The organism is Mesorhizobium sp. CAU 1732, assembly GCF_039888675.1.
Lineage (GTDB): Bacteria > Pseudomonadota > Alphaproteobacteria > Rhizobiales > Rhizobiaceae > Aerobium.
Map to the genome: position 1 here is coordinate 1,025,399 of NZ_JBDQQR010000001.1, position 20,409 is coordinate 1,045,807.

15 protein-coding genes are annotated in these 20,409 nt (G+C 65.0%); 7 read left to right on the top strand and 8 right to left on the bottom strand.

All coding sequences use genetic code 11. The annotated features are described in order from the left end of the window. The first annotated feature begins 13 nt into the window (after positions 1–13). Both paaG and AAFN55_RS05105 read left to right on the top strand, forming a co-directional pair. Positions 14–811 carry a 2-(1,2-epoxy-1,2-dihydrophenyl)acetyl-CoA isomerase PaaG gene (paaG, locus tag AAFN55_RS05100; RefSeq protein WP_347797788.1) on the top strand — a complete coding sequence of 266 codons (798 nt, stop codon included), beginning with the start codon at positions 14–16 and terminating at the stop codon, positions 809–811. Positions 812–1,994: 1,183 nt separating this feature from the next. Next, the gene (locus AAFN55_RS05105; RefSeq protein ID WP_347797789.1) at positions 1,995–2,753 is read left to right on the top strand and encodes a hypothetical protein; all 759 of its coding nucleotides are present in this window, start codon (positions 1,995–1,997) and stop codon (positions 2,751–2,753) included. A 166-nt stretch (positions 2,754–2,919) separates the two neighbouring features. On the opposite strand, the gene AAFN55_RS05110 is transcribed toward AAFN55_RS05105, so the two are convergent. Then, the gene (locus AAFN55_RS05110; protein WP_347797790.1) at positions 2,920–3,390 is read right to left on the bottom strand and encodes a carbon monoxide dehydrogenase subunit G; all 471 of its coding nucleotides are present in this window, start codon (positions 3,388–3,390) and stop codon (positions 2,920–2,922) included. A gap of 150 nt (positions 3,391–3,540) precedes the next feature. Here AAFN55_RS05110 and AAFN55_RS05115 point away from each other — a divergent pair, with 150 nt between their 5' ends. Further along, on the top strand, positions 3,541–5,340 hold the full coding sequence (locus AAFN55_RS05115) for an IlvD/Edd family dehydratase (protein WP_347797791.1): 1,800 nt from the start codon (positions 3,541–3,543) through the stop codon (positions 5,338–5,340). 7 nt (positions 5,341–5,347) lie between these two features. Here AAFN55_RS05115 and AAFN55_RS05120 read toward each other — a convergent pair whose 3' ends face one another. Beyond that, positions 5,348–8,125, bottom strand: a complete 2,778-nt coding sequence (locus AAFN55_RS05120; RefSeq protein ID WP_347797792.1) for an autotransporter domain-containing protein — start codon at positions 8,123–8,125, stop codon at positions 5,348–5,350. Positions 8,126–8,291: 166 nt separating this feature from the next. On the opposite strand from AAFN55_RS05120, the gene AAFN55_RS05125 reads away from it, so the two are divergent. Then, on the top strand, positions 8,292–8,708 hold the full coding sequence (locus AAFN55_RS05125) for a hypothetical protein (protein ID WP_347797793.1): 417 nt from the start codon (positions 8,292–8,294) through the stop codon (positions 8,706–8,708). 13 nt (positions 8,709–8,721) lie between these two features. Here the strand turns inward: AAFN55_RS05125 and AAFN55_RS05130 are convergent, their stop codons facing one another. Further along, complete coding sequence (locus AAFN55_RS05130) at positions 8,722–10,305, bottom strand: trimethylamine methyltransferase family protein (protein ID WP_347797794.1); 1,584 nt, start codon at positions 10,303–10,305, stop codon at positions 8,722–8,724. A 152-nt stretch (positions 10,306–10,457) separates the two neighbouring features. Next, positions 10,458–11,954: a PLP-dependent aminotransferase family protein gene (locus tag AAFN55_RS05135; RefSeq protein WP_347797795.1), complete on the bottom strand. Its 1,497-nt coding sequence runs from the start codon at positions 11,952–11,954 to the stop codon at positions 10,458–10,460. A gap of 212 nt (positions 11,955–12,166) precedes the next feature. On the opposite strand from AAFN55_RS05135, the gene pgi reads away from it, so the two are divergent. From pgi to AAFN55_RS05150, 3 genes are all read left to right on the top strand, one after another. Next, a complete protein-coding gene (gene pgi / locus AAFN55_RS05140; RefSeq protein WP_347797796.1) occupies positions 12,167–13,804 on the top strand; it encodes a glucose-6-phosphate isomerase in 1,638 nt (545 codons plus the stop codon). Positions 13,805–13,819: 15 nt separating this feature from the next. After that, positions 13,820–14,527 carry an HAD family hydrolase gene (locus tag AAFN55_RS05145; RefSeq protein ID WP_347797797.1) on the top strand — a complete coding sequence of 236 codons (708 nt, stop codon included), beginning with the start codon at positions 13,820–13,822 and terminating at the stop codon, positions 14,525–14,527. Positions 14,528–14,599: 72 nt separating this feature from the next. Next, positions 14,600–15,226 (top strand): LysE family translocator, encoded by a 627-nt coding sequence (locus tag AAFN55_RS05150; protein WP_347797798.1) that lies wholly within the window; start codon positions 14,600–14,602, stop codon positions 15,224–15,226. Between the two features lie 63 nt (positions 15,227–15,289). Here the strand turns inward: AAFN55_RS05150 and AAFN55_RS05155 are convergent, their stop codons facing one another. The 4 genes from AAFN55_RS05155 to AAFN55_RS05170 form a co-directional block, all read right to left on the bottom strand. Beyond that, entirely contained in the window at positions 15,290–17,584 is a 2,295-nt protein-coding gene (locus AAFN55_RS05155; protein WP_347797799.1) for a long-chain-fatty-acid--CoA ligase, read from the bottom strand. Between the two features lie 177 nt (positions 17,585–17,761). After that, complete coding sequence (locus AAFN55_RS05160; protein ID WP_347797800.1) at positions 17,762–18,316, bottom strand: DUF924 family protein; 555 nt, start codon at positions 18,314–18,316, stop codon at positions 17,762–17,764. Positions 18,317–18,433: 117 nt separating this feature from the next. Continuing rightward, complete coding sequence (locus AAFN55_RS05165; protein WP_347797801.1) at positions 18,434–19,429, bottom strand: oligopeptide/dipeptide ABC transporter ATP-binding protein; 996 nt, start codon at positions 19,427–19,429, stop codon at positions 18,434–18,436. Beyond that, positions 19,426–20,406, bottom strand: coding sequence for an ABC transporter ATP-binding protein (locus AAFN55_RS05170; protein WP_347797802.1), 981 nt, complete (start codon positions 20,404–20,406; stop codon positions 19,426–19,428). Before AAFN55_RS05170 ends, AAFN55_RS05165 begins: the two co-directional genes overlap by 4 nt. Positions 20,407–20,409 lie beyond the last annotated feature (3 nt).

Consider the following 20,409-nt stretch of genomic DNA (forward strand, 5'->3'; position numbering starts at 1 on the left):
GGGAGGAAATGCAGTGCCAGAATCGACCGTCATCCACGAACGCCGCGACGGCTATCACCTCCTGACGCTGAACAGGCCGGATCGGCTGAATTCGTTCAACGAAGCGCAGCACGCCGCACTTCGCGCAGCGCTCGACGCCGCCGAGGCGGACGAAAGCTGCGGCGCGATCGTTTTGACGGGCGCGGGCAGGGGGTTTTGCGCCGGGCAGGATTTGTCCGACCGGGACCCGACCATGCTGGGCGAAAGCCCCGATCTCGGCCTGACGCTGGAGACCTACTACAACCCGCTCGTGAAAAAGCTGCGCGCGCTGGAGATGCCGGTCATCTGCGCCGTCAATGGCGTCGCGGCGGGAGCGGGTGCCAACATCGCGCTGGCCTGCGACATCGTCATCGCGGCGAAATCGGCCAAGTTCATCCAGGCGTTCTCCCGGATCGGCCTGATCCCGGACGCCGGCGGCACATACTGGCTGACCAAGCATCTGGGCGAGGCCCGCGCCAAGGCGCTCGCCCTGACCGCGCATCCGCTGAGCGCCGAGGATGCGGCCGAGTGGGGCCTGATCTGGAAGGCGGTCGATGACGACGTGCTCATGGACGAGGCGATCGCGCTCGCCGAAGGCTTCGCCAACGGACCGACAAAGGCCTACGCGCTGACGAAACAGGCCATCCAGGCCGCCACGACCAATTCGCTGGACGAACAACTCGATGTCGAGCGCTCTTTGCAACGCGAGGCGGGCTGGTCGGACGACTACAAGGAAGGCGTCTCGGCGTTTCTACAGAAGCGCCCGGCGAACTTCAGGGGCAGGAAGACCTAGCTTTGTCACGGACGGGCGAGGCATGGATTCCCGGGTCTCCCTCCGCTTCGCTTCGGTCGCCCGAGAATGACGAAGGTGGGGTGGAGATCGCTAAGGTGGGGTGGTTTCGACTGAGCCAGATTCGGAGACGGTGACGGTTTTCGGTGAGCTTCACCCACCTTCGCCATCTCGAGGCATCCCCCACCCACTTCGTCGTGCTCGGGCGAAGCCTTGAGCGCAGCGAAAGGCGCAGACCCGAGTATCCATGCCTCTCCGGTCCCGCCGCGGGATGGTCCAGAACTTGGCGCTCCTGCGACCATTCGTGACCATCCAGTCCCTCCTCAACGGGCGAGGCATGGATTCCCGGGTCTCCCTCCGCTTCGCTCCGGTCGCCCGAGAATGACGAAGTGGGGTGGAGATCGCTAAGTGAGGTGGTTTCGGCTGGGCCAAGTTCGGAGGCGGTGACGGTTGTCGGTGAGCATGCCCCACCCTTCGTCATCCTCAAGGCAGAACCTCCCACCTTCGCCATCTCGAGGCATCCCCCACCCACTTCGTCGTGCTCGGGCGAAGCCTTGAGCGCAGCGAAAGGCGCAGACCCGAGTATCCATGCCTCGCCGGGTCCCGCCGCTCGGTGGTGCAGAACCCGGCGCTCCTGCGACCAGTCGGGACCACCCCGCCTCTCCTCAACGGGCGAGGCATGGATTCCCGGGTCTCCCTCCGCTTCGCTCCGGTCGCCCGAGAATGACGAAGGTGGGGTGGAGATCGCCAAGGTGGGGTGGTTTCGGCTGAGCCACGTTCGGAGGCGGTGATGGTTGTCGATGAGCTTCACCCACCCACTTCGTCATCCTCGGGCGGAGCATTGAGCGAAGCTCGATGCGCAGACCCGGGGATCCATGCCTCGCCGGTTCCATCGCTCGGTGGTGCAGAACCCGGCGCTGCTGCGACCATTCGGCACCACCCCGCCTCTCCTCAACGGGCGAGGCATGGATTCCCGGGTCTCCCTCCGCTTCGCTCCGGTCGCCCGAGAATGACGAAATCGAGGTGGAGATCGCCGGTGGAGAGAATTTCACATCGCCGAAACCGTTTCCGACGCCCGATCAATCGCTTGCGAAATACCCCCTCCGAACCCCACCCCATTTTATCCACCTCCCCCAAACCCGCGCGATAATCCCGCCGCCCTGACCAAATGGGCGCGGAGGGCGCGATGGACTGGAAGGCCGCGATCGAGACGAACCGTCAGGCGCTGAAGCGCGTGCTGGTAACCCTTGTGGCGATGGCCGGCATCACCGGCAACGCAGACCGCACCGCCACCCTGCCGCGCCATCTCCACCGCGCCGTGCTGCGGCTGCTGCGCCCGGCGGAAGCAGCAGCGCGGCGGCTCATCATCGTCGCCGCGCATGGGCTGGTCGTCACCCCGCCGCCGGCACGTCCGCGAAAGCCCGGGGCAAATCCCGCGGTGCCCGCTCCGCGCAGCTTCGGCATTGCCGCCGTCATGCCGTCAGCCGGGTTCGCGCGCCTTCCCGCCGGGCGGGCCGCAAAAGGCCGCGCCACGCGCACGCATGTCCTGCCGCTGTTCGATCCGGTGCGCCTGCCGGAGCGCGCGCGCCGCCGCTTTGTGCCGGCGCATGCGGCGCCGCGCATTTGCGTCCCCGGCGCCACGGCGCGGCATCGGCTTCCGCCGCCGCCCGCGCCCCATGACCTGCTGGACGCGACGCGGCTTGGCCTCCGGCTCCGGGCGCTTGCCGCGGCACTCGACGACCTGCCGAAGCACGCTCGCCGTTTTGCCCGCTGGCGGGCGCGTCAAAGCCGTTCGATTGCGCACAACGGCCCGCGCCGCCTGTCGCCGCTGAAGCCCGGCCGCCCGCCCGGCTATCGGCTGAGACCGACACACGAAATCCACGGCATCCTCGCCGACCTGCATCATTTCGCACGCGAGGCGCTCACACCGCCGGATACGTCGTGACGATAGCCCTCGCATGGACAGCCCCGTGTTTACCCCCACCCCTCACCCCTCCCCACAAGGGGGAGGGGGATTCTGAAGCGTGGATGCTCGGCAGGAGCGTTGCTGGAAATGGCGGGACACCAACGTCTCCCTCCCCCTTGTGGGGAGGGTAAGGGTGGGGGTGCGACTAGGCCGACGCTTCGGCCTTGTTGCCGCTGACCTGCTCGTTGAAGGACGAAAAGAACTGGCCCGCGAGCTTCTTCGACGTCGATGTGATCAATCGGCTGCCGAGCTGTGCGATCTTGCCGCCGACATCGGCCTTCGCCTCGTAGGTCAGGATCGTCACCGTCGGGCTTTCCTCGGTCAGCTTGACGTCCGCGCCGCCCTTGGCGAAGCCGGCGATACCGCCCTTGCCTTCGCCTTCGATCGTATAGCTGTGCGGCGGCTTCAGGTTCTTGAGCTCGACCTCGCCGTTGAACTTCGCCTTGATCGGGCCGATCTTCAGCGTCACGACCGCGGCAAGCTGGTTGTCGCCGGTCTTTTCCAGACTTTCGCAGCCGGGGATGCACGCCTTGAGCGTCTCGGTGTCGTTCAGTGCTTCCCAGACCTTGGCGATCGGCGCTTCGATGCGTTCCTCGCCTTCGATGATCATCGCCATGGTATATCTCCCGCTGAGCTGGCGTTGGTGTTATCGCAGCCGCACATGGCTGTCCACGGGACGAAGGTACAGGACGCCAGCGGACTTGTGTGCCGTAGGCTACATGCTCTAGAGCCTTCATGTTGGAATGAATTCGGGAGAGAGAGAACGATGGCCGGCGACGCAAAGACCAAACTTCGGTCCCAGCAATGGTTCGACAATCCCGCCGATCCCGGCATGACCGCGCTCTATATCGAGCGCTACCTGAACTACGGCCTGACACGCGCCGAACTGCAATCGGGCAAGCCGCTCATCGGCATCGCGCAGACGGGCTCCGACCTGTCGCCTTGCAACCGTCACCACCTCGAACTCGCCAAGCGCGTTCGCGAGGGTATCGTCGCGGCCGGCGGCGTGGCGTTCGAATTTCCGGTCCATCCCATTCAGGAAACCGGCAAGCGCCCGACGGCGGCGCTCGACCGCAACCTCGCTTATCTCGGCCTCGTGGAGGTGCTTTACGGCTATCCGCTCGACGGCGTGGTGCTGACGATCGGTTGCGACAAGACCACGCCTGCGATGCTGATGGCGGCGGCGACGGTCAACATCCCGGCAATCGCGCTGTCTGTCGGGCCGATGCTGAATGGCTGGCATCGCGGCGAGCGCACCGGCTCTGGCACGATCGTATGGAAGGCGCGCGAGATGCTGTCGGCCGGCGAGATCGACTATGACGGCTTCATGGATCTGGTCGCCTCGTCCGCGCCCTCGGTCGGCTACTGCAACACGATGGGCACCGCGACGACCATGAATTCGCTTGCCGAGGCCCTCGGCATGCAGCTTCCCGGCTCGGCAGCGATCCCGGCGCCGTACCGCGAGCGCGGCCAGATGGCCTATGCAACCGGCCAGCGTATTGTCGACATGGTCTGGGAAGATTTGAAACCGTCCGACATCATGACCCGCGAAGCCTTCGAGAACGCGATCGTCGTCAACTCGGCGATCGGTGGATCGACCAACGCGCCGATCCATCTCAACGCCATCGCGCGCCATCTCGGCGTGCCGCTCGACAATGACGACTGGCAGGCGGTCGGCCATCACGTGCCGCTTCTGGTGAACCTCCAGCCGGCCGGCGAATATCTCGGCGAGGATTATCATCACGCAGGCGGCGTCCCGGCCGTCGTGGGCGAGCTGATGAAGACGGGCCTGCTGCCCTATCCCGACGCGAAGACCGTCAACGGCAAGACGATCGGGGACAATTGCGCAACGGCCGAAAACCTCGATCCCAAGGTGATCAGGACGGTCGAAAGCCCGATGAAGGAGCATGCCGGCTTCATCAATCTGAGCGGCAATCTCTTCGACAGCGCGATCATGAAGACCAGCGTGATCTCGGCCGAGTTCCGCGACCGCTATCTGTCCAACCCGGACGATCCCGACGCGTTCGAATGCAAGGCGATGGTGTTCGACGGGCCGGAAGACTACCACGCCCGCATCGACGATCCGGCGCTCGGCATCGACGAAAACACCATCCTGTTCATGCGCGGCACGGGACCGGTCGGCTATCCCGGCGGTGCGGAAGTCGTCAACATGCAGCCGCCTGCCTACCTCATCAAGAAGGGCATCCATTCGCTGCCCTGCATCGGCGACGGGCGCCAGTCGGGAACGTCGGGATCACCCTCGATCCTCAACGCATCGCCGGAAGCTGCCGTCGGCGGCGGGCTGGCGTTGCTCAAATCGGGCGACCGCGTGCGTATCGACCTGCGCAAGGCGACCGCCGACATCCTGATCTCGGACGATGAATTGTCGTCGCGCCGCGAGGCGCTGTTGCAGGCGGGTGGCTATCGCTATCCCGACCATCAGACGCCGTGGCAGGAAATCCAGCGCGGCATGGTCGACCAGCTATCCGCCGGCATGGTGTTGAAGCCGGCGGTCAAATATCAGCGCGTTGCGCAGACCAAAGGCATCCCGCGCAACAATCACTGATCGGGCGCTACCACTTCAGCGTCAGGCCGACATTGCCTTCGAAGACCCGCTGCTTTTCGCCGCCGAGATTGGTGGTGTAATCGCCGGTGACATGCAGGCTGACGGCTTCGGAGAGCTTGGCGACGATGCCTCCGCCCAGTTCGAGCGACGTGCCCTCCATCTGCGTGACGATCGCATCCGACCCGAACAGGATCGCCTGTTCGCTGTCGAATGTGTGCCAGAGATTGGCCTTGAGATATGGCTGGAACTGGCCGGCCGAGGTGTCGAACGTACCCTGCAGGCGTGCGCCCAATCGCCCGGTCAGCGTGTCGCTGCCGTCGAACGAGACGGTGGAGAAGGTATCGCTCGTCTCGTCCAGCCACGTCCGGTTCCAGATGAGCTGCGCCTGCGGCTCGAGCGTCCAGTCCGGCGTGAGGGCGAACGGGTATCCGCCTTCGAGCGATAGGGTCAGCGCGCTGCCGTCGAGGTCGATGCCGATCCCGCGGCTCGATGTCGACGACCCGTCGAACCACGTTCCCATGGCGATGGCATCGAGATACCAGCCGTTCTCGCCGATATGGGTGATGTTCGCGCCGAAGCTCGTCGCGGACAGATCGAGGTCGCCGACGGTGAGGTCGTTCCAGCCGAGCGCCTGGCCGCGCACCGTGCCGTCCAGTTCGGTGTGCACGAGGAATGCGCCCACCCGGGTGGAGCCGTAGGCGTTCTGCCATCCGGCGATGTCCTGCCCGGCCTGGAAGCCGTAGAGCGATCCGTCGAAGCCCGGTGCGACCGTGCCCGACCATTTCAGATCGGCGTCCTGGCCGAAGACGCGCGCCCAACTCGTGGGTAGCCAGCCCGCGCCGTTGACGAGGGCCTGCTCGCCACGGCGCTCATGGAAGGTGCCGAGGGTCGAAATCGCCATGTGGTGGGCGACCGGCGGCACCACCGCGTAGGTCGGCACCTCGACGCGGAAGAGCGGAACGATGTCCGCGATGACCGGCGTGGCGCCGGGTGTCGGCGGCGCTACGGGTGGCAGTCCGGGCGGTGCGGGTACGGGGGCGGCTTCCGTCGGCGGAACCGGAGGTGGCGGCGGCGCAACCGGTGGGGCTGCCTCTTCAGGAGCCTCGACCGCAGGCGGCGGCGGATCGACCGCCTCTACGGGCGGTGCCGGGTCTACCGGATCGGGGTCGACCGGTGTCGGCTCCGGCGGAAGCACGGGCGGGGGTGGAGGCGGCGGTGGGGCTTCCACGATGGGTTCGGGTGCGACCGGCGGCGGAGGCGGTGCGACCGGCTCCAGCGGCGGCGGCGCGGGGGCCGGCTGCGGCGGCTCGACGGTGGGCGGATTGATCAGGGTCGAGCGAAGATACCAGTTCTCTTCCTCGCCCGCCGAGACGCCGCCACGGAACAGGAGATACTCGTATGCGCCCGCAGCCACGGGGCCGTTCAGCGAAAACGCGCCTGCCTGCGTCGTCGCTCCCGCTGTCGCCTCGACCACCATGATGCCGCTCAAATTGGTGCTCGCGCCCGCTCCACCGACATTGACCACCGAGATCGATGTCGCGCCCGAGGCGTCTCCGCCCTGGATGACGAGGCGGTCGGATGCCGAGCTGTCATCGCCGAGTTCGGTCTGGAGCAGAAGCAGGCCGCCATCGCCGATGTAATTGCCCGCGATGGTGAACGTGTCGCTGAGGCTGTCGCCGCCATTGGTGAGGTCGATGCGGCCGGCATTGGTGACCTGCGCCAGGCCGGCGGCGGAGAACGCCCGCACGACGCCATTGTTGCCGCCGCCGAACAGCGTGCTCGTCGCATCCACCGAAAGCACTCCGGTTCCCGTCCCGGCATCGCCAAGCACGAGATCCGTGTCGAATGTCAGCTCGGTATCGTTGGTGGCCGCGATCGATTCCCAGTTGGTCAGGCGGCTGAGCCCGTCCCAGGTCACGTTGTCGAGCGTCATCGTGTCCGTGCCGCTGCCGCCCGAGATGACCGTGGCGCCGCCGAGATGGGCGTTGGTCAGGTTGCGCAGAACGGCGGTGTCGGTGTCCGCTTCCATGTCGATGTCGCCATAGACGACCCCGCCATTCTCCCAGAGGAAGGTGTCGTTGCCGTTGCCGGTGACGATCCCGTTGCCCACGGAGCCGCCACGGATGGTGATGCTGTCGGTGCCGTTGGAGACGCTGATGCGGCCGCCGACCGTACCGCCATCGATGATGATCGTATCATTCTGCAGGCCGGCGATCAGGTTGCGGTCGATCGTCCCGCCCGTCATTTCGAAATAGTTGTTCGCGGATTTGAGGTTGACGCGTCCGATGCGTCCGCCGGTCATGACGCCGTAGTCGCCATCGTCGAAGAAATCGATGATGCGCCCGCCGGACATGAAGAACGTGTCGAGTTCATCGCCCTGGTTGAGCGAGCCGATCACGCCGCCGGTCATCTGGAAGTCGTCGAGTCCCGACCCTTGCTGGATGTTGCCGTCGACCGTGCCACCGGAGATGATGAAGCTGTCGTTTCCGCTGCCCTGATTGACGTCCCCGGTGATGCGGCCCGAATCCATCTCGATGCGGTCCGCGCCGTTTCCGAAGGTCACGCCACCGTCGATGGTTCCTGTCCCGGCTGCCGGAAAGAGGAGCGTGTTGCTGCCGCCGGGATCGTTCAGGTTGCCGATGAACGTATCGCTGTCGCACAGGAACACGTCGTTGCCCGGCGTCGGAGCAAAGCTGCACGCCGCCTCGGCCGTCGATGAATAGGAAGAAATGAACAGGAAAGACGCAGACGCGAGAAGTCCTCGCCGGGTGACCGATCGATGCATAGTGCCTCCTTCGCCGCCGCCGCGCCGCGAATGATGACCCGCCCCGCCGCAAATGTGGCGTGATTGCGGCAATCACGCAAGCACAAATTGCAGGGCGCGACACGCCACGGCATGGTCCTTGGCGCGGACGTCGTCGCCATGTACGGATTGTTCAGACGATCCAGCGATGACGGCCATAGACATGACGCGACGCAATTCCTCTCTCGGCTTTTTCGGTACATTCGGCCGCTCGGCCGATCTGCGCATGCTCGACAAGGCGCTGCGCGCGGTGGATTTGCATCCGGCCCAGGTCCCGGAGGGTGCGAAGCTGACCATCGTCAACCTGATGAAGGACCATTTCCCTCACGGGGAGCCGCCCGAATCCGCCTATGGCCCGGTTGCGGAGCTGTTCGGCTATTGCCTCGTCGGTCCGAACGTCTTTGCACTCGCCAACGGCCCCGACAGCACAGCGTCGGCGGAACGTCGGCTCGAGATGGCGATCGACCGCAGCGAAAGCCTCGACGGCCAGCTTGTTCTGCTCGCCATCCACTCGAAGCTCATCAGCCCCGTGGTGGTCGACCGATACGAGTTGAGTGTCGAGTGACGGGCTGACGTTTCTACCAGCCCATCGCCTTGCGCGGCAGGTAAATGTTCGGATGCCGTGCGCGCAGCCCGTCGTCGACGTCGCGTGACACATGACGAGGGAAGTGGGTGGCCAGGATGCGGTACTTTTCGGCGATCGCACGCTGGAGGATGTCGAGCCTGCCCTTTTCGTTCCACTCTTTCGGGCTGAAGCGATCGGCGATGGCGGGGTAGAAATATTCGGTCTGCATCAGGGTCAGCGTCTGGGTGTGGCCGAGATAGTGGCCGGGTCCGTTGAGGCAGACATCGGTGATGGCATCGATCGAGAGGGCGGCGTCCGAAACCTCGATGCCGCGCACGCACCGCAGGCATTGGCCGATCATGTCGTTGTCGATGATCAGGCTCTCCAGGCAGAAGCCGAGCAGCGATGCATGCATGCCGGCGGATTCGTAGACGAGATTGAGGCCCGAGAGGCCCGCCATCACGTCGGTGATACCCTTTTCATAACCCGACTGGACGTCCGGCAGCTTCGAATCCGCCATGCCGGCCGCGGACCCGCCCGGCAGGTCGTAATACTGCGCCATCTGCGCGCAGGCGGCTGTCAGGAGGGCCTGTTCGCCCGAACCGCCGGACATAGCGCCGGTACGCAGGTCGGACACGAACGGCCATGTGCCGAAGATGCACGGATGGCCCGGCTTGATCGCGTTGACATAGATGAGGCCCGCGAGAACTTCCGCGACCGCCTGCACCACGGCACCCGCAATCGCGGCTGGCGCGGTCGCGCCGGCTTGGCCCGCGGACAGAAGCAGGATCGGGATGCCGCCTTCGACGCAGGCTTCGAGCACGCCGCATGCGTCCTCGGCGAACTTCATCGGCGGCACGACGAAGCAGTTCGAATTGGAGACGAAGGGACGCGCTCGGAAATTCTCCTCGCCGCCGGCGATCGCGTAGAGGATGTCGAGCGCCGGCGCGACGTTCTCGCGAACCGTGAACGACGTGCCGACATGCTTGGTGGTCCCCGAAACGCAGGCATAGAGCGTGTTCAGATCCATGTCGGCGGGATCGACCATGTCGCGCGGGACCATGGGCCGCTGGAAGAAGTGGATGTTGTCCATGCGATCCACGATGCGGGCTGCGTCGTAGATGTCCTGAAGCAGGGATTCGCGATATTCGCGCTTTTCGACATCAACGAGATGCACCGCCGCGCCTGCGGTGCCATAGTGGACGCGCTTGCCCTGCACGACCATGTCGTGGCGCGGGTCCTGTCCGTGAAGGGTGAAGTGGCGTGCGGCCGTCCGGATCGTTTCCAGCACGAGGCGTCGCGGAAAGCGGATGCGTCCGTCCGCGCCATGCTCCGCGCCGACGCGCATGAGCGCCTCGTGGCATGTCGGGATCGCATTGGCGAAGCCGACGGTTTCGAGGACCGTCAGAACCGCTTCGTGGATGCTGTCGAGATCGGCATCGGAAAGCGGCCGGTAGCGCCCGCCTTCGAGGCCGGGCCGTACCGGATTGATGTCGTCGGACAATGGCGCTGCGCGAACCGTCCGCCTCGCTTCGCGCCCGCCTGATCGTCGGGACTGATGGATGGATGGGCTGGCTTCTTCGATCGCGACCGACATCGACATTCCCCGGCTCGAGGGAGCGCAAGCGATGCCGCCGTGAAGGACGCCGTCGTGCGCCGTCATCCGACTATGTCGCGCGTGCGGAGCCGCGCCTTGGGCCAGCGCCTTCGCGCAGATGAGCCAGCCGGGGCGGCTGGCTCAACCGCTGATCACGCAGCCGCAGGCCTGCGGCCCGCCGCCGTGGCGAGCTCGCGAATGCCCGGCTCGATGTGCTGGAGCGCGATCGACGAGATGCCGAGCCGCAGGAAGCGGCCGTTCTTTTCCGGCCGGTCGAAGAAGCGCGCGCCGGGCTCGATCAGCACGCTGCGCGCGGCGGCCGCTTCGGCAAGCGCGGCGCCGTCAGCGCCTTGCGGGCCTTCCAGCCACACCGATGTACCGCCCACGGAATCGCCTGTGCTCCATTCGGGCAGGAAGGCATCCACGGCCTGAGCCAGCCGCTTGCGGCGCTCGGTAAAGGCTGCCGACAGCTTGCGCACCAGGGCTTCGTGATGGCCGAGCGATAGGAACAGCGCGACCGCGCGCTGGTTGTTCGCGGGCGGGTGGCGCAGCATGAAGCGGCGCAGTGCGCGCAGTTCGGAGATGAGGCCCGCCGACGCCACGATGTAACCGAGCCGCAGGCCCGGTGCGAGCGTCTTCGACAGCGAGCCGACATAGACGACACGGCCCGAGCGATCCATGCCGCGCAGCGCCTGCTGCGGCGCTTCATCCACGAGCTGGCTGTCATAGCCGTCCTCGATGATGATGCGGTCGTGCTTCTCGGCTTCCGCGATCAGGTGTTTCCGGCGGGCGTCGCTCAGCGCGACCATCGTCGGGCAGTGGTGGTTCGGCGTGACGAACACGAAACCGCAATCGGCAGGGATCGCCGACGTGTCGATGCCGTCCTTGTCGACCTTGACCGGCACGACGTCCGCACCTGCGAGGCGGAAGATCGAGCGGGCGTCCGGATAGCCGGGATCTTCCATCGCGACGCGCGAGCCCTTGGTCATCAACAATGTGGCGAGCATGTAGAGCGCGTTTTGCGCGCCCAGCGTCACGATGATCTCGTCGGGATTGGCGAAGATGCCGCGCCGGGGGAGTAGGCGGGCCTGGATCTGCTCGATGAGCAGCGGATCGTCCCGATCGACCATGTCGGCCGCCCAGTTGCGGATTTCCAGAACGGCCAGCGCCATGCGGTTGCACTCGCGCCACTCGGCGGTGGGGAACAGGGCAGGGTCGAACTGTCCGTAGACGAACGGATAGGACGACTTGATCCAGTTCTCCTGCTTGGTCGGCTCCGGCATGTCGCTTGCGGCGATCTGGCGGCGCGCCTTCCAGTCGATCGTGGAGACCGGCTCGCGGTTTGCCGCCTCGCGCATGCGCCCGGGCGTGGCGAGCACTTCGGGATTGACGAAATGCCCGCGCCGCTCCTTGGCGATGAGGAAACCCTGGTCGACGAGCTGCTGGAAAGCCAGCACGACGGTGCCGCGCGCGACGCCGAGCTTCTCGGCCAGGATGCGGCAGGACGGCAGGGGCATCGACGCCGCGATCTGCCGATCGAGGATCGCCGCCACGATCGCCTGTCGGATTTGCGCCTGGAGCGTCTGGCCGGAATCCGCGGAAATCCGGAAGAGGCCGGACCATATTGCCGGGTCGGTGCGTGTGGGCATTGTGTGGCTCCCAGGAACTGCCGGGACTCGCGGTCTCTGGCGTAACGCATTCAAGACTGGTCCAATCATTTGCGCCAATGAAATAATTTGATCATACCAATGTGTGCCAGTGATCATTCGTCGCTTGGGCCATTTGAGGCCTTGAACCTCCTTGCCGCGCGGGATTAAGACTCCCGCCGCGGCGGCAGCATCGAAAGAGTGCGGAGATCGACATGGACAAGACGAGTTTCGGCGCGGCGCTCGATGCGCTGAAGGCTCATCGCGAGGCAGCGGCACCGTTCGACATGCGCGCGGCATTCGCCACCGATGCAGGCAGGTTCGACGAACTGTCGATCAGCCTTGGCGATCTGCTGTTCGACTTCTCCAAATGCGCGGTGACGGCCGAGACGGTCGGTCTGCTGGAGACGCTGGCGCATGCGGCGGGCGTGGAAGAGCGCCGCGCCGCCATGTTTTCCGGCGAGAAGATCAATACGACGGAAGATCGTGCAGTCCTGCATGTGGCGCTGCGCAACCAGTCGGGCCGCCCCGTGATCGTCGACGGTGTCGACGTGATGGGCGACGTGCGCCTGGTGCTCGACGCGATGGCGGCGTTTGCCGATGGCGTGCGCTCCGGCACGATCGCGGGCGCGACCGGCAAGGCCATCACGGATATCGTCAATATCGGGATCGGCGGCTCGGATCTCGGCCCGGCCATGGCGACGCTTGCGCTCTCACCGTTCCACGACGGCCCGCGCGCGCACTACGTGTCGAATGTCGATAGCGCGCACATTGCCGATACGCTGAAGACGCTGGACCCGGAGACGACGCTCTTCATCATCGCGTCGAAGACCTTCACCACGATCGAGACCATGACCAACGCGCAGACGGCGCGCCGCTGGATCGCCGGCAAGCTCGGCGCGGACGCGGTTCCGGCGCATTTCGCGGCTGTCTCCACGGCGCTCGACAAGGTCGATGCGTTCGGCATCCCGCGCGACCGGGTCTTCGGATTCTGGGACTGGGTCGGGGGCCGCTATTCACTCTGGTCGGCGATCGGACTGCCGGTCATGATCGCGGTCGGGCCCGCCAATTTTCACGACTTCCTCGCCGGCGCCCATGCGATGGACGTCCATTTCCAGACCGCGCCGCTGGCGCAGAACCTGCCGGCGATGATGGGGCTGATCGGCTACTGGCACCGCGTGGTGTGCGGCTACCCGGCGCGCGCGGTCATCCCGTACGACCAGCGCCTGTCGCGGCTGCCGGCCTACCTCCAGCAACTGGATATGGAATCGAACGGCAAGGGCGTGACGATCGACGGATCGACGGTCACATCGCCGACCGGTCCGCTGGTCTGGGGCGAGCCGGGCACGAATGGCCAGCACGCCTTCTTCCAGCTTCTCCACCAGGGCACCGACGTGATCCCGGTCGAATTTCTGGTCGCGGCGAGGAGCCACGAACCGGATTTGCGCGTCCACCACGACCTCCTGCTCGCCAACTGCTTCGCGCAGTCCGAGGCCCTGATGAAAGGCCGCACCCTCGAAGAGGCGAAGGCGCAGATGCGCGCCAAGGGCATGGCCCCCGAGGCGGTCGACGAGATCGCGCTGCACCGCGTCTTCACCGGCAACCGTCCGTCGGTGACGCTGCTCTATCGCACGCTTGATCCCGAAACGCTCGGGCGGTTGATCGCGCTCTACGAACATCGCGTCTTCGTCGAAGCCCAGCTATACGGCATCAACGCCTTCGATCAGTGGGGCGTCGAACTGGGCAAGGAACTGGCGACCGGTCTTCTCCCTGTCGTCGAAGGGAAGGATGATGGCGCAGGCCGCGACTCCTCCACCATGGGCCTCGTGCGACATATGCGCGACCTACTCTAGAACCGGGGCAACCAATTGGCCGATATCAAAGGCATCCTGTTCGACAAGGATGGAACGCTTGTCGACTTTCACGCGACGTGGTTCGCGATCGGCGACATTCTCGCGCTGCGTGCCGCCGACGGCGATCGCGACCGGGCCAACGACCTGCTCGATGCGGCAGGTTTCGACTTTGTGGCGCATCGTTTTCGCGCCGACTCGGTCTTCGCGGCCGGAACCAATGCCGACATCGTGACGCTCTGGTATCCGCATCTGGCGCCGTCGCCGCGCCAGGAGATCATCAACGCGTTCGACCGCTTCACGGCGGAGGAGGGCGCGTCGAAGTCGGTCGTGCTGTCGGGCACCCGCGATGCGCTGACGAAGCTTCATGCGGCCGGTCTGAAGCTGGGCGTCGCCACCAACGATTCGACCGGCGGTGCGGAACGCACGCTGTCGGTGCTCGGCATCGCGCAGATGTTCGATGCGGCTTACGGATATGATGCCGTCGCAAACCCGAAGCCGGCGCCCGACACGGTGTACGCATTCTGCGACCTGACAGGCCTCAAGCCCGCGCAACTCGCCATGGTGGGCGACAACCGGCACGACCTCGAAATGGCGCGGGCAGGCGGGGTCGGGCTGGCTGTCGGCGTGCTGTCGGGAACCGGCACGCGCGAGACGCTGTCACCGCTCGCCGACGTCGTGCTCGACTCGATCGCGGACCTGCCGGACTATCTGTCGGCACAATAGGCCTCGGCGAAAAGGGGCTGGACAGAGCCCGGGCAAGCTGCGTTTACAGTTTTCTTTAGCTGGAGAAAACCGATGATCGACGCAGCCACCCTCGCCACCTACATGGTCGTTGTGCTGGGACTTTTCCTCATTCCCGGCCCTGCCGTTCTCCTCACGGTCGCCCGCGCCGCAAGCGGCGGACCGCGCATCGGTCTCGCGACCGGTTTTGGAATCGCGGCGGGAGACCTCGTTCACACGATCATGGCCACGGTCGGCCTGTCGGCCATCCTGATGACGTCGGCGCTGGCGTTTTCGATCGTCAAATATGCCGGCGTCGCCTACCTCGTCTATCTCGGCGTCCGCGCGATCCTGGAGAAGCCTGAGCCTCTCGACATGCCGTCGGTACGCGCCATCACCGGGGCAAAGGCGTTCCGCCAGGCCATGCTGGCCGAGGTTCTGAACCCGAAGACGGCCTTGTTCTTCCTCGCCTTCCTGCCGCAGTTCGTCCACCCGCAGAATGGCTCGCCCGTCTTGCAGCTTGCGACGCTGGGTCTCGTCTTCGTGGCCATGAGCGCCGCCTACACCGCGCTGATCGCGTTCGGCGCCGGTGCCCTGACGGGCTTCCTGCGCCGCAACGCCGCGATCTGGCGCTGGCAGGGCAAGGTCGTCGGTGCGGTCTATCTCGGGCTCGGCCTTCGCCTCGCGTTGCAGCAGCGGTAGAGCAAACGAAAAACGGCCCGCGCGTGGCGGGCCGTCTCATTTCGTCTGGTTAAAGCAGGTGAACTACCGCAGTTCGCGCCGCAGGATCTTGCCGACATTGGTCTTCGGCAGTTCCTTGCGGAATTCCACCTTCTTCGGCCGCTTGTAGGCCGTCAGCTTGTCCTTGCAGAAGTCCAGAACGTCCTTCTCGGTCAGCTTGTCGTCTTTCTTGACGATGAACACCTTCGGCACTTCGCCGGACTTTTCGTCCGGCACGCCGATCGCTGCGACCTCGAGCACGCCGGGGTGCATGGCGATGACGTCCTCGATCTCGTTGGGATAGACGTTGAAGCCGGAGACGAGGATCATGTCCTTCTTGCGGTCGACGATCTTGATGTGGCCGCGGGCATCCATGAAGCCCATGTCGCCCGATTTGAAGTAGCCGTCCTTGGTCATGACCTTGGCGGTCTCGTCGGGCCTGTTCCAATAGCCGGCCATGACTTGCGGTCCGCGGATCAGGACTTCGCCGACTTCACCGAGCGCCACATCCTTGTTGTCATCATCGCGGATGGCGACTTCGGTCGAAGGCAGCGGCATGCCGATCGTGCCGGAGAACTCGTCCGCGTCGAAGGGATTGGCGGTCGCGACAGGCGACGTTTCGGAGAGGCCGTAGCCTTCCGAGATGACGATGCCGGTCAGCTTCTTCCAGCGTTCCGCCACGCCCTTTTGAATAGCCATGCCGCCGCCGAAGGTCAGGAGCAGAGGCTTGAAATCGAGCTTCTGGAAATCCTCGTTGTTGAGCAGAGCGTTGAAGAGCGTGTTCAGGCCCGGGAAGACGTTGACCTTGTAGGCCCCCAGTTCCTTCACGAAGGCAGGGATGTCACGCGGGTTGGTGATCAGGATGTTCTGAGCACCCTGTTGCATGCCCATCAGCGCGTTCACCGTGAGCGCGTAGATGTGGTAGAGCGGCAATGCGCAGACATAGACGAGCGCTGCCGGCTTCGGCCGTTTCACATAGGCGCTTTCGACCCAGAGCGCGTTCTGCGCGACATTGGCCAGGACGTTGCTGTGAAGCAGGACCGCGCCCTTCGAAACGCCCGTCGTGCCGCCCGTATATTGCAGGAACGCGATGTCGTCCTGGGCGACGTCGACCTTGCGGAAGCTCTTGGAACGCCCTTCCTTGAGCGCTGCGTTGAACCTGACGTGGCCCGGCAGCGACCAGGCCGGCACCATCTTCTTCACGCGGCGCACGACGAGATTGACGATCATGCCCTTGAGACCGAGCATGTCGCCCAGCGCGGCGACGACCACGTGCTTGACCTGCGTGTTCTTGATGACCGTCTGCAGCGTCGTCGCGAAGTTTTCGAGAATGACGATCGCCTCGGCGCCGGAATCCTTGAGCTGGTGCTCGAGTTCACGCGGCGTGTAGAGCGGGTTGACGTTGACGACCGTATACCCCGCGCGCAGCGCCGCCATCATGGCTATCGGATACTGAAGCACGTTCGGCATCATGATCGCGACGCGCGCGCCCTTCTTGATGCCTTTCGACTGAAGATAGGCGGCGAAGTGCTTCGACGCGTCTTCGAGTTCGCCGAAGGTCAGCGTCTTGCCCATGCAGGTAAAGGCCGGACGCGTAGCGTAGCTGCGGCACGCCTTGACCATCATGTCGCCGATGGATGCATCCTCGAGCGGCGCGATCTCGTGCTTGACGGCAGCGGGATAGCTGGCAAGCCACGGCTTCGCGCCAGCCTTCGCAGGGGCTGACTTCGCGGTAGCCGCCTTCGGTGTCGCCGGCTTTGCAGGTGCCGGTGTTGCGTCCGCCGTCGCGGAGACGGGCTGTGCGGTGGCTGCAAGAGCCTTGAGCGGCTTGGCAGTGGCCTTGGTGCTCGCCTTGGGCGACGATGCCTTGGCGGCAGCTTTCGCCGCTACGGGCTTCGCGCCCGCCTTGGCGGCGGCAGGTTTTGCGGCGGGCTTGGACGCCGCCGGCTTTGCGGGTGACTTGGCAACCGGCGCCTTGGCAGATGCCGCCGCGCTTTTTGCGAGCGCCTTCGCAGGCGCCTTGGCGGGAGATGCTGCCTTGGCTGGAGCTTTGGCGGCTGTGGTCTTGGCAGGCGCTGCGCTCTTGGCGGGAGCAGCTTTCGCCGCGGGCTTTGCGGCGGCGGCCTTTACAGCCGGCTTTGATGCTACCTTCACGGACACTGCGGGCTTGGCGGCGGACTTCGCTGGCGCAGCCTTGGTCGCTGCCTTCGCCGCTGGGGCTTTCGGCGCAGTCTTCACAGTTGCGGGCTTGGTTGCTGCCTTGGCCGGCTTCGCTTCCGGTTCCTTGGTGGTTGCGGTCGTCTTTTTGCTGGACGCGTTCTTTGCCGGTGTCTTGGCCACGGAGCCCTCCCTCGATTGTTTGTCGGTCCTGCGCGGTTGATTGTTGTTTGGCCGCAGAGATGACATTGTAAATGCGGAACGACCGTAGCAAAGGCCCGATCCGCATCTACCTAAGTATGGCGACAAGCGCAGCGGGTGCAAGTGTGCTGGGCAATGCAACCCGCACCCCATACATGCTTACTGGCCGTAGCCGGCATGACCCTTCAGGAATTCGGTCTCGGCGCTTGTGCTTTCGCGTCCCAGTACGCGGTTGCGATGCGGGAACCGGCCATAGGCGGCGACGATATCCCTGTGCTCGATCGCGTATTTCAGGCCGTCTTCGTTTCCGAGCATGCGGAAGAGATCGACGCAGCGCTCCTGATCGGCAGACACTTCCGAATGCATGAACGGCATGTAGAGGAACTGCTTTTCCTCCGGGCTCATGCCGTTGCCGAAATCATGCTCGACGGCGCGACGTGCTATCCCGATCGCGATGTCGTCGGTGCCGAAGGCAGCCGCAGACTTGCGGAACATGTTGCGCGGAAACTGATCGAACACGATCGTGGCTGCCAGCGCCGTGCGCGCGTCATCGACCTCGTCGATCTTGAAGCTGCCTTTGAGTTCTTCGTAGAGGCTCAGGAACCGGGAGCGGATTTTCTCATCGACGCTCGCCTCTCCCGCATACCAATCCTCTTTCGTGAGTTCGCCGAACCAGAACCCCAGCACCTCGTCGACCCAGCTTTTATCAGCCATTTGCATCATCTCCCTCGCAGTCGTGGTTGGAATGCGGCCACCGCCGCATCCCGCTTTGCTTCCTGTTTTGCGTATGTCGTTATCCCAAAACCGCTACACACTTTTGGGCGACATGCTTTAGATTCGCCTTTCCTCGACCGCGTGGCAAGCCGTCGCGCTGATCCCGTTGGGCAGAAGCGCGGGAATCTCCCTGGGGCACCGCTCGAAAATGAACGGACAGCGCGGATGAAAGGCGCAGCCGGACGGCGGATCGATCGGGTTCGGAATCTCGCCCTCGACCTTCTTGCGCTTGCGTCCGCTCATCTCCAGGTCGGGCACCGCGTCCAGAAGCATGCGCGTATAAGGATGCTTCGGTTCGCGGAACAGCGTCTTCGATTCCGACACTTCGGCAAGCCGCCCGAGATAGAGCACGCCGATGCGGTTCGCCATGTGACGGACCACCGACAAATCGTGGCTGATGAAGAGATAGGTCAGGCCGAATTCGGTCTGTAGATCCTTCATCAGGTTGAGGATTTGCGCCTGCACGGACACGTCGAGCGCGGAGGTCGGTTCGTCGCAGACGATGAATTCCGGCTTCGAGGCGAGCGCGCGCGCGATCGCGATGCGCTGGCGCTGGCCGCCGGAGAACTGGTGCGGGAATTTGATGCCGTCTTCCGCGGACATGCCGACGAGTTCGAGCAGTTCGCCCACCCGCTTGCGCCGGTCGAACGAACTCATCGAGCGCTCGAAGACCTTCAACGGCTCGGCGATGATGTCGGACACCCGCCAGCGCGCATTGAGGCTCGCGAACGGATCCTGGAAGATCATCTGGAACTTGCGGCGCAGACGACGCGCCTCGGCGCCCTTGAGGCCGGCCTTGAGCGACTTGCCCTCGAACAGGATGTCGCCCTCGCTGGCTTCAAGCAGGCCGACGATCAGCCGGGCGATCGTGGATTTGCCTGAGCCGGATTCACCCACGAGCGCGAAGGTCTCGCCCTTGTCGATTGTGAAGGAGACGTTGTCGACGGCCTTGAGATAGACCTTGTCGGTGCGTTCGATCACGCGATTGAGCCACGGTTTCGACACGTCGAAGCGCCGCGACAAATTGCGAACGTCGAGAAGAGGCGTGCTCATGCCGCGACCTCCTTTCGATCGTAAAGCCAGCAGGCGACCTTTTGGTCGTCGACGTCGATCGGGTCCGGACGCTCGATGAAGCAGCGCGCGAACGCCTCCGGGCAACGTGGGTTGAAGGCGCAGCCACGCGGGATCGCCGACAGCCGCGGCATGGAGCCGGGGATCTGGACGAGACGGTCGAGTTCGCTCGCCAGCGTCGGGATCGAGCCCATCAGGCCCTTGGTGTAGGGGTGTTTGGCATTGCGGATGACGTCGCGGACCGGGCCGATTTCGGCGATGCGGCCGGCATACATCACCGCCACGCGGTCGGCGGTCTCGGCGATGACGCCCATATCGTGCGTGATCAGCATGATCGCCGCGCCGCGTTCGGCGCAGAGCTTCTTCATGACGTCGATGATCTGCGCCTGGACGGACACGTCGAGTGCGGTCGTAGGCTCGTCGGCGATGACGAGATCCGGCTCCGCGCAGAGCGCCAGCGCGATGACGACGCGCTGCCGCATGCCGCCCGAGAACTGGTGCGGATAGTCGTCGATGCGCCGCTCGGCTGCGGGAATGCCGACTTCGTCCAACAGGCCGACGGCACGCTTGCGCGCTTCGGCATGGTTGAGCGGAAGGTGCGTCTGGATCGTCTCGACCAGTTGTTCGGCAACCGTGTAGAGCGGGTTCAGCGACGTCAGCGGATCCTGGAAGATCACCCCGATGCGCTTGCCGCGTATCTTGCGCAGACCCTTTTCAGGAAGGTTGTCGATGCGTTCGCCCGAGAGCCTGATCTCGCCGCCGGCGATGCGGCCGGGCGGGTCTATCAGGCCGATCACGGCAGCGCTCGTCATCGACTTGCCGGCACCGGACTCGCCGACCACGCCGAGCACTTCGCCCGGCATGATGTCGAACGAGATGCGGTCGATCGCGGTCAGTACGCCGCGTCGCGTCGGGAACTGGACGGTCAGGTCTTTGACCGAAAGAATGGGTTCGGTCATCGT

What these genes read in the sequence shown, in the direction of transcription:
- AAFN55_RS05130 (WP_347797794.1), bottom strand. Translation starts at nt 10,305, where the DNA reads ATGTCGGTCGCGATCGAAGAAGCCAGCCCATCCATCCATCAGTCCCGA.
- AAFN55_RS05105 (WP_347797789.1), top strand. Translation starts at nt 1,995, where the DNA reads ATGGACTGGAAGGCCGCGATCGAGACGAACCGTCAGGCGCTGAAGCGC.
- AAFN55_RS05160 (WP_347797800.1), bottom strand. Translation starts at nt 18,316, where the DNA reads ATGGCTGATAAAAGCTGGGTCGACGAGGTGCTGGGGTTCTGGTTCGGC.
- AAFN55_RS05165 (WP_347797801.1), bottom strand. Translation starts at nt 19,429, where the DNA reads ATGAGCACGCCTCTTCTCGACGTTCGCAATTTGTCGCGGCGCTTCGAC.
- AAFN55_RS05110 (WP_347797790.1), bottom strand. Translation starts at nt 3,390, where the DNA reads ATGGCGATGATCATCGAAGGCGAGGAACGCATCGAAGCGCCGATCGCC.
- AAFN55_RS05120 (WP_347797792.1), bottom strand. Translation starts at nt 8,125, where the DNA reads ATGCATCGATCGGTCACCCGGCGAGGACTTCTCGCGTCTGCGTCTTTC.
- AAFN55_RS05125 (WP_347797793.1), top strand. Translation starts at nt 8,292, where the DNA reads ATGACGGCCATAGACATGACGCGACGCAATTCCTCTCTCGGCTTTTTC.
- AAFN55_RS05150 (WP_347797798.1), top strand. Translation starts at nt 14,600, where the DNA reads ATGATCGACGCAGCCACCCTCGCCACCTACATGGTCGTTGTGCTGGGA.
- AAFN55_RS05115 (WP_347797791.1), top strand. Translation starts at nt 3,541, where the DNA reads ATGGCCGGCGACGCAAAGACCAAACTTCGGTCCCAGCAATGGTTCGAC.
- AAFN55_RS05135 (WP_347797795.1), bottom strand. Translation starts at nt 11,954, where the DNA reads ATGCCCACACGCACCGACCCGGCAATATGGTCCGGCCTCTTCCGGATT.
- AAFN55_RS05170 (WP_347797802.1), bottom strand. Translation starts at nt 20,406, where the DNA reads ATGACCGAACCCATTCTTTCGGTCAAAGACCTGACCGTCCAGTTCCCG.
- pgi (WP_347797796.1), top strand. Translation starts at nt 12,167, where the DNA reads ATGGACAAGACGAGTTTCGGCGCGGCGCTCGATGCGCTGAAGGCTCAT.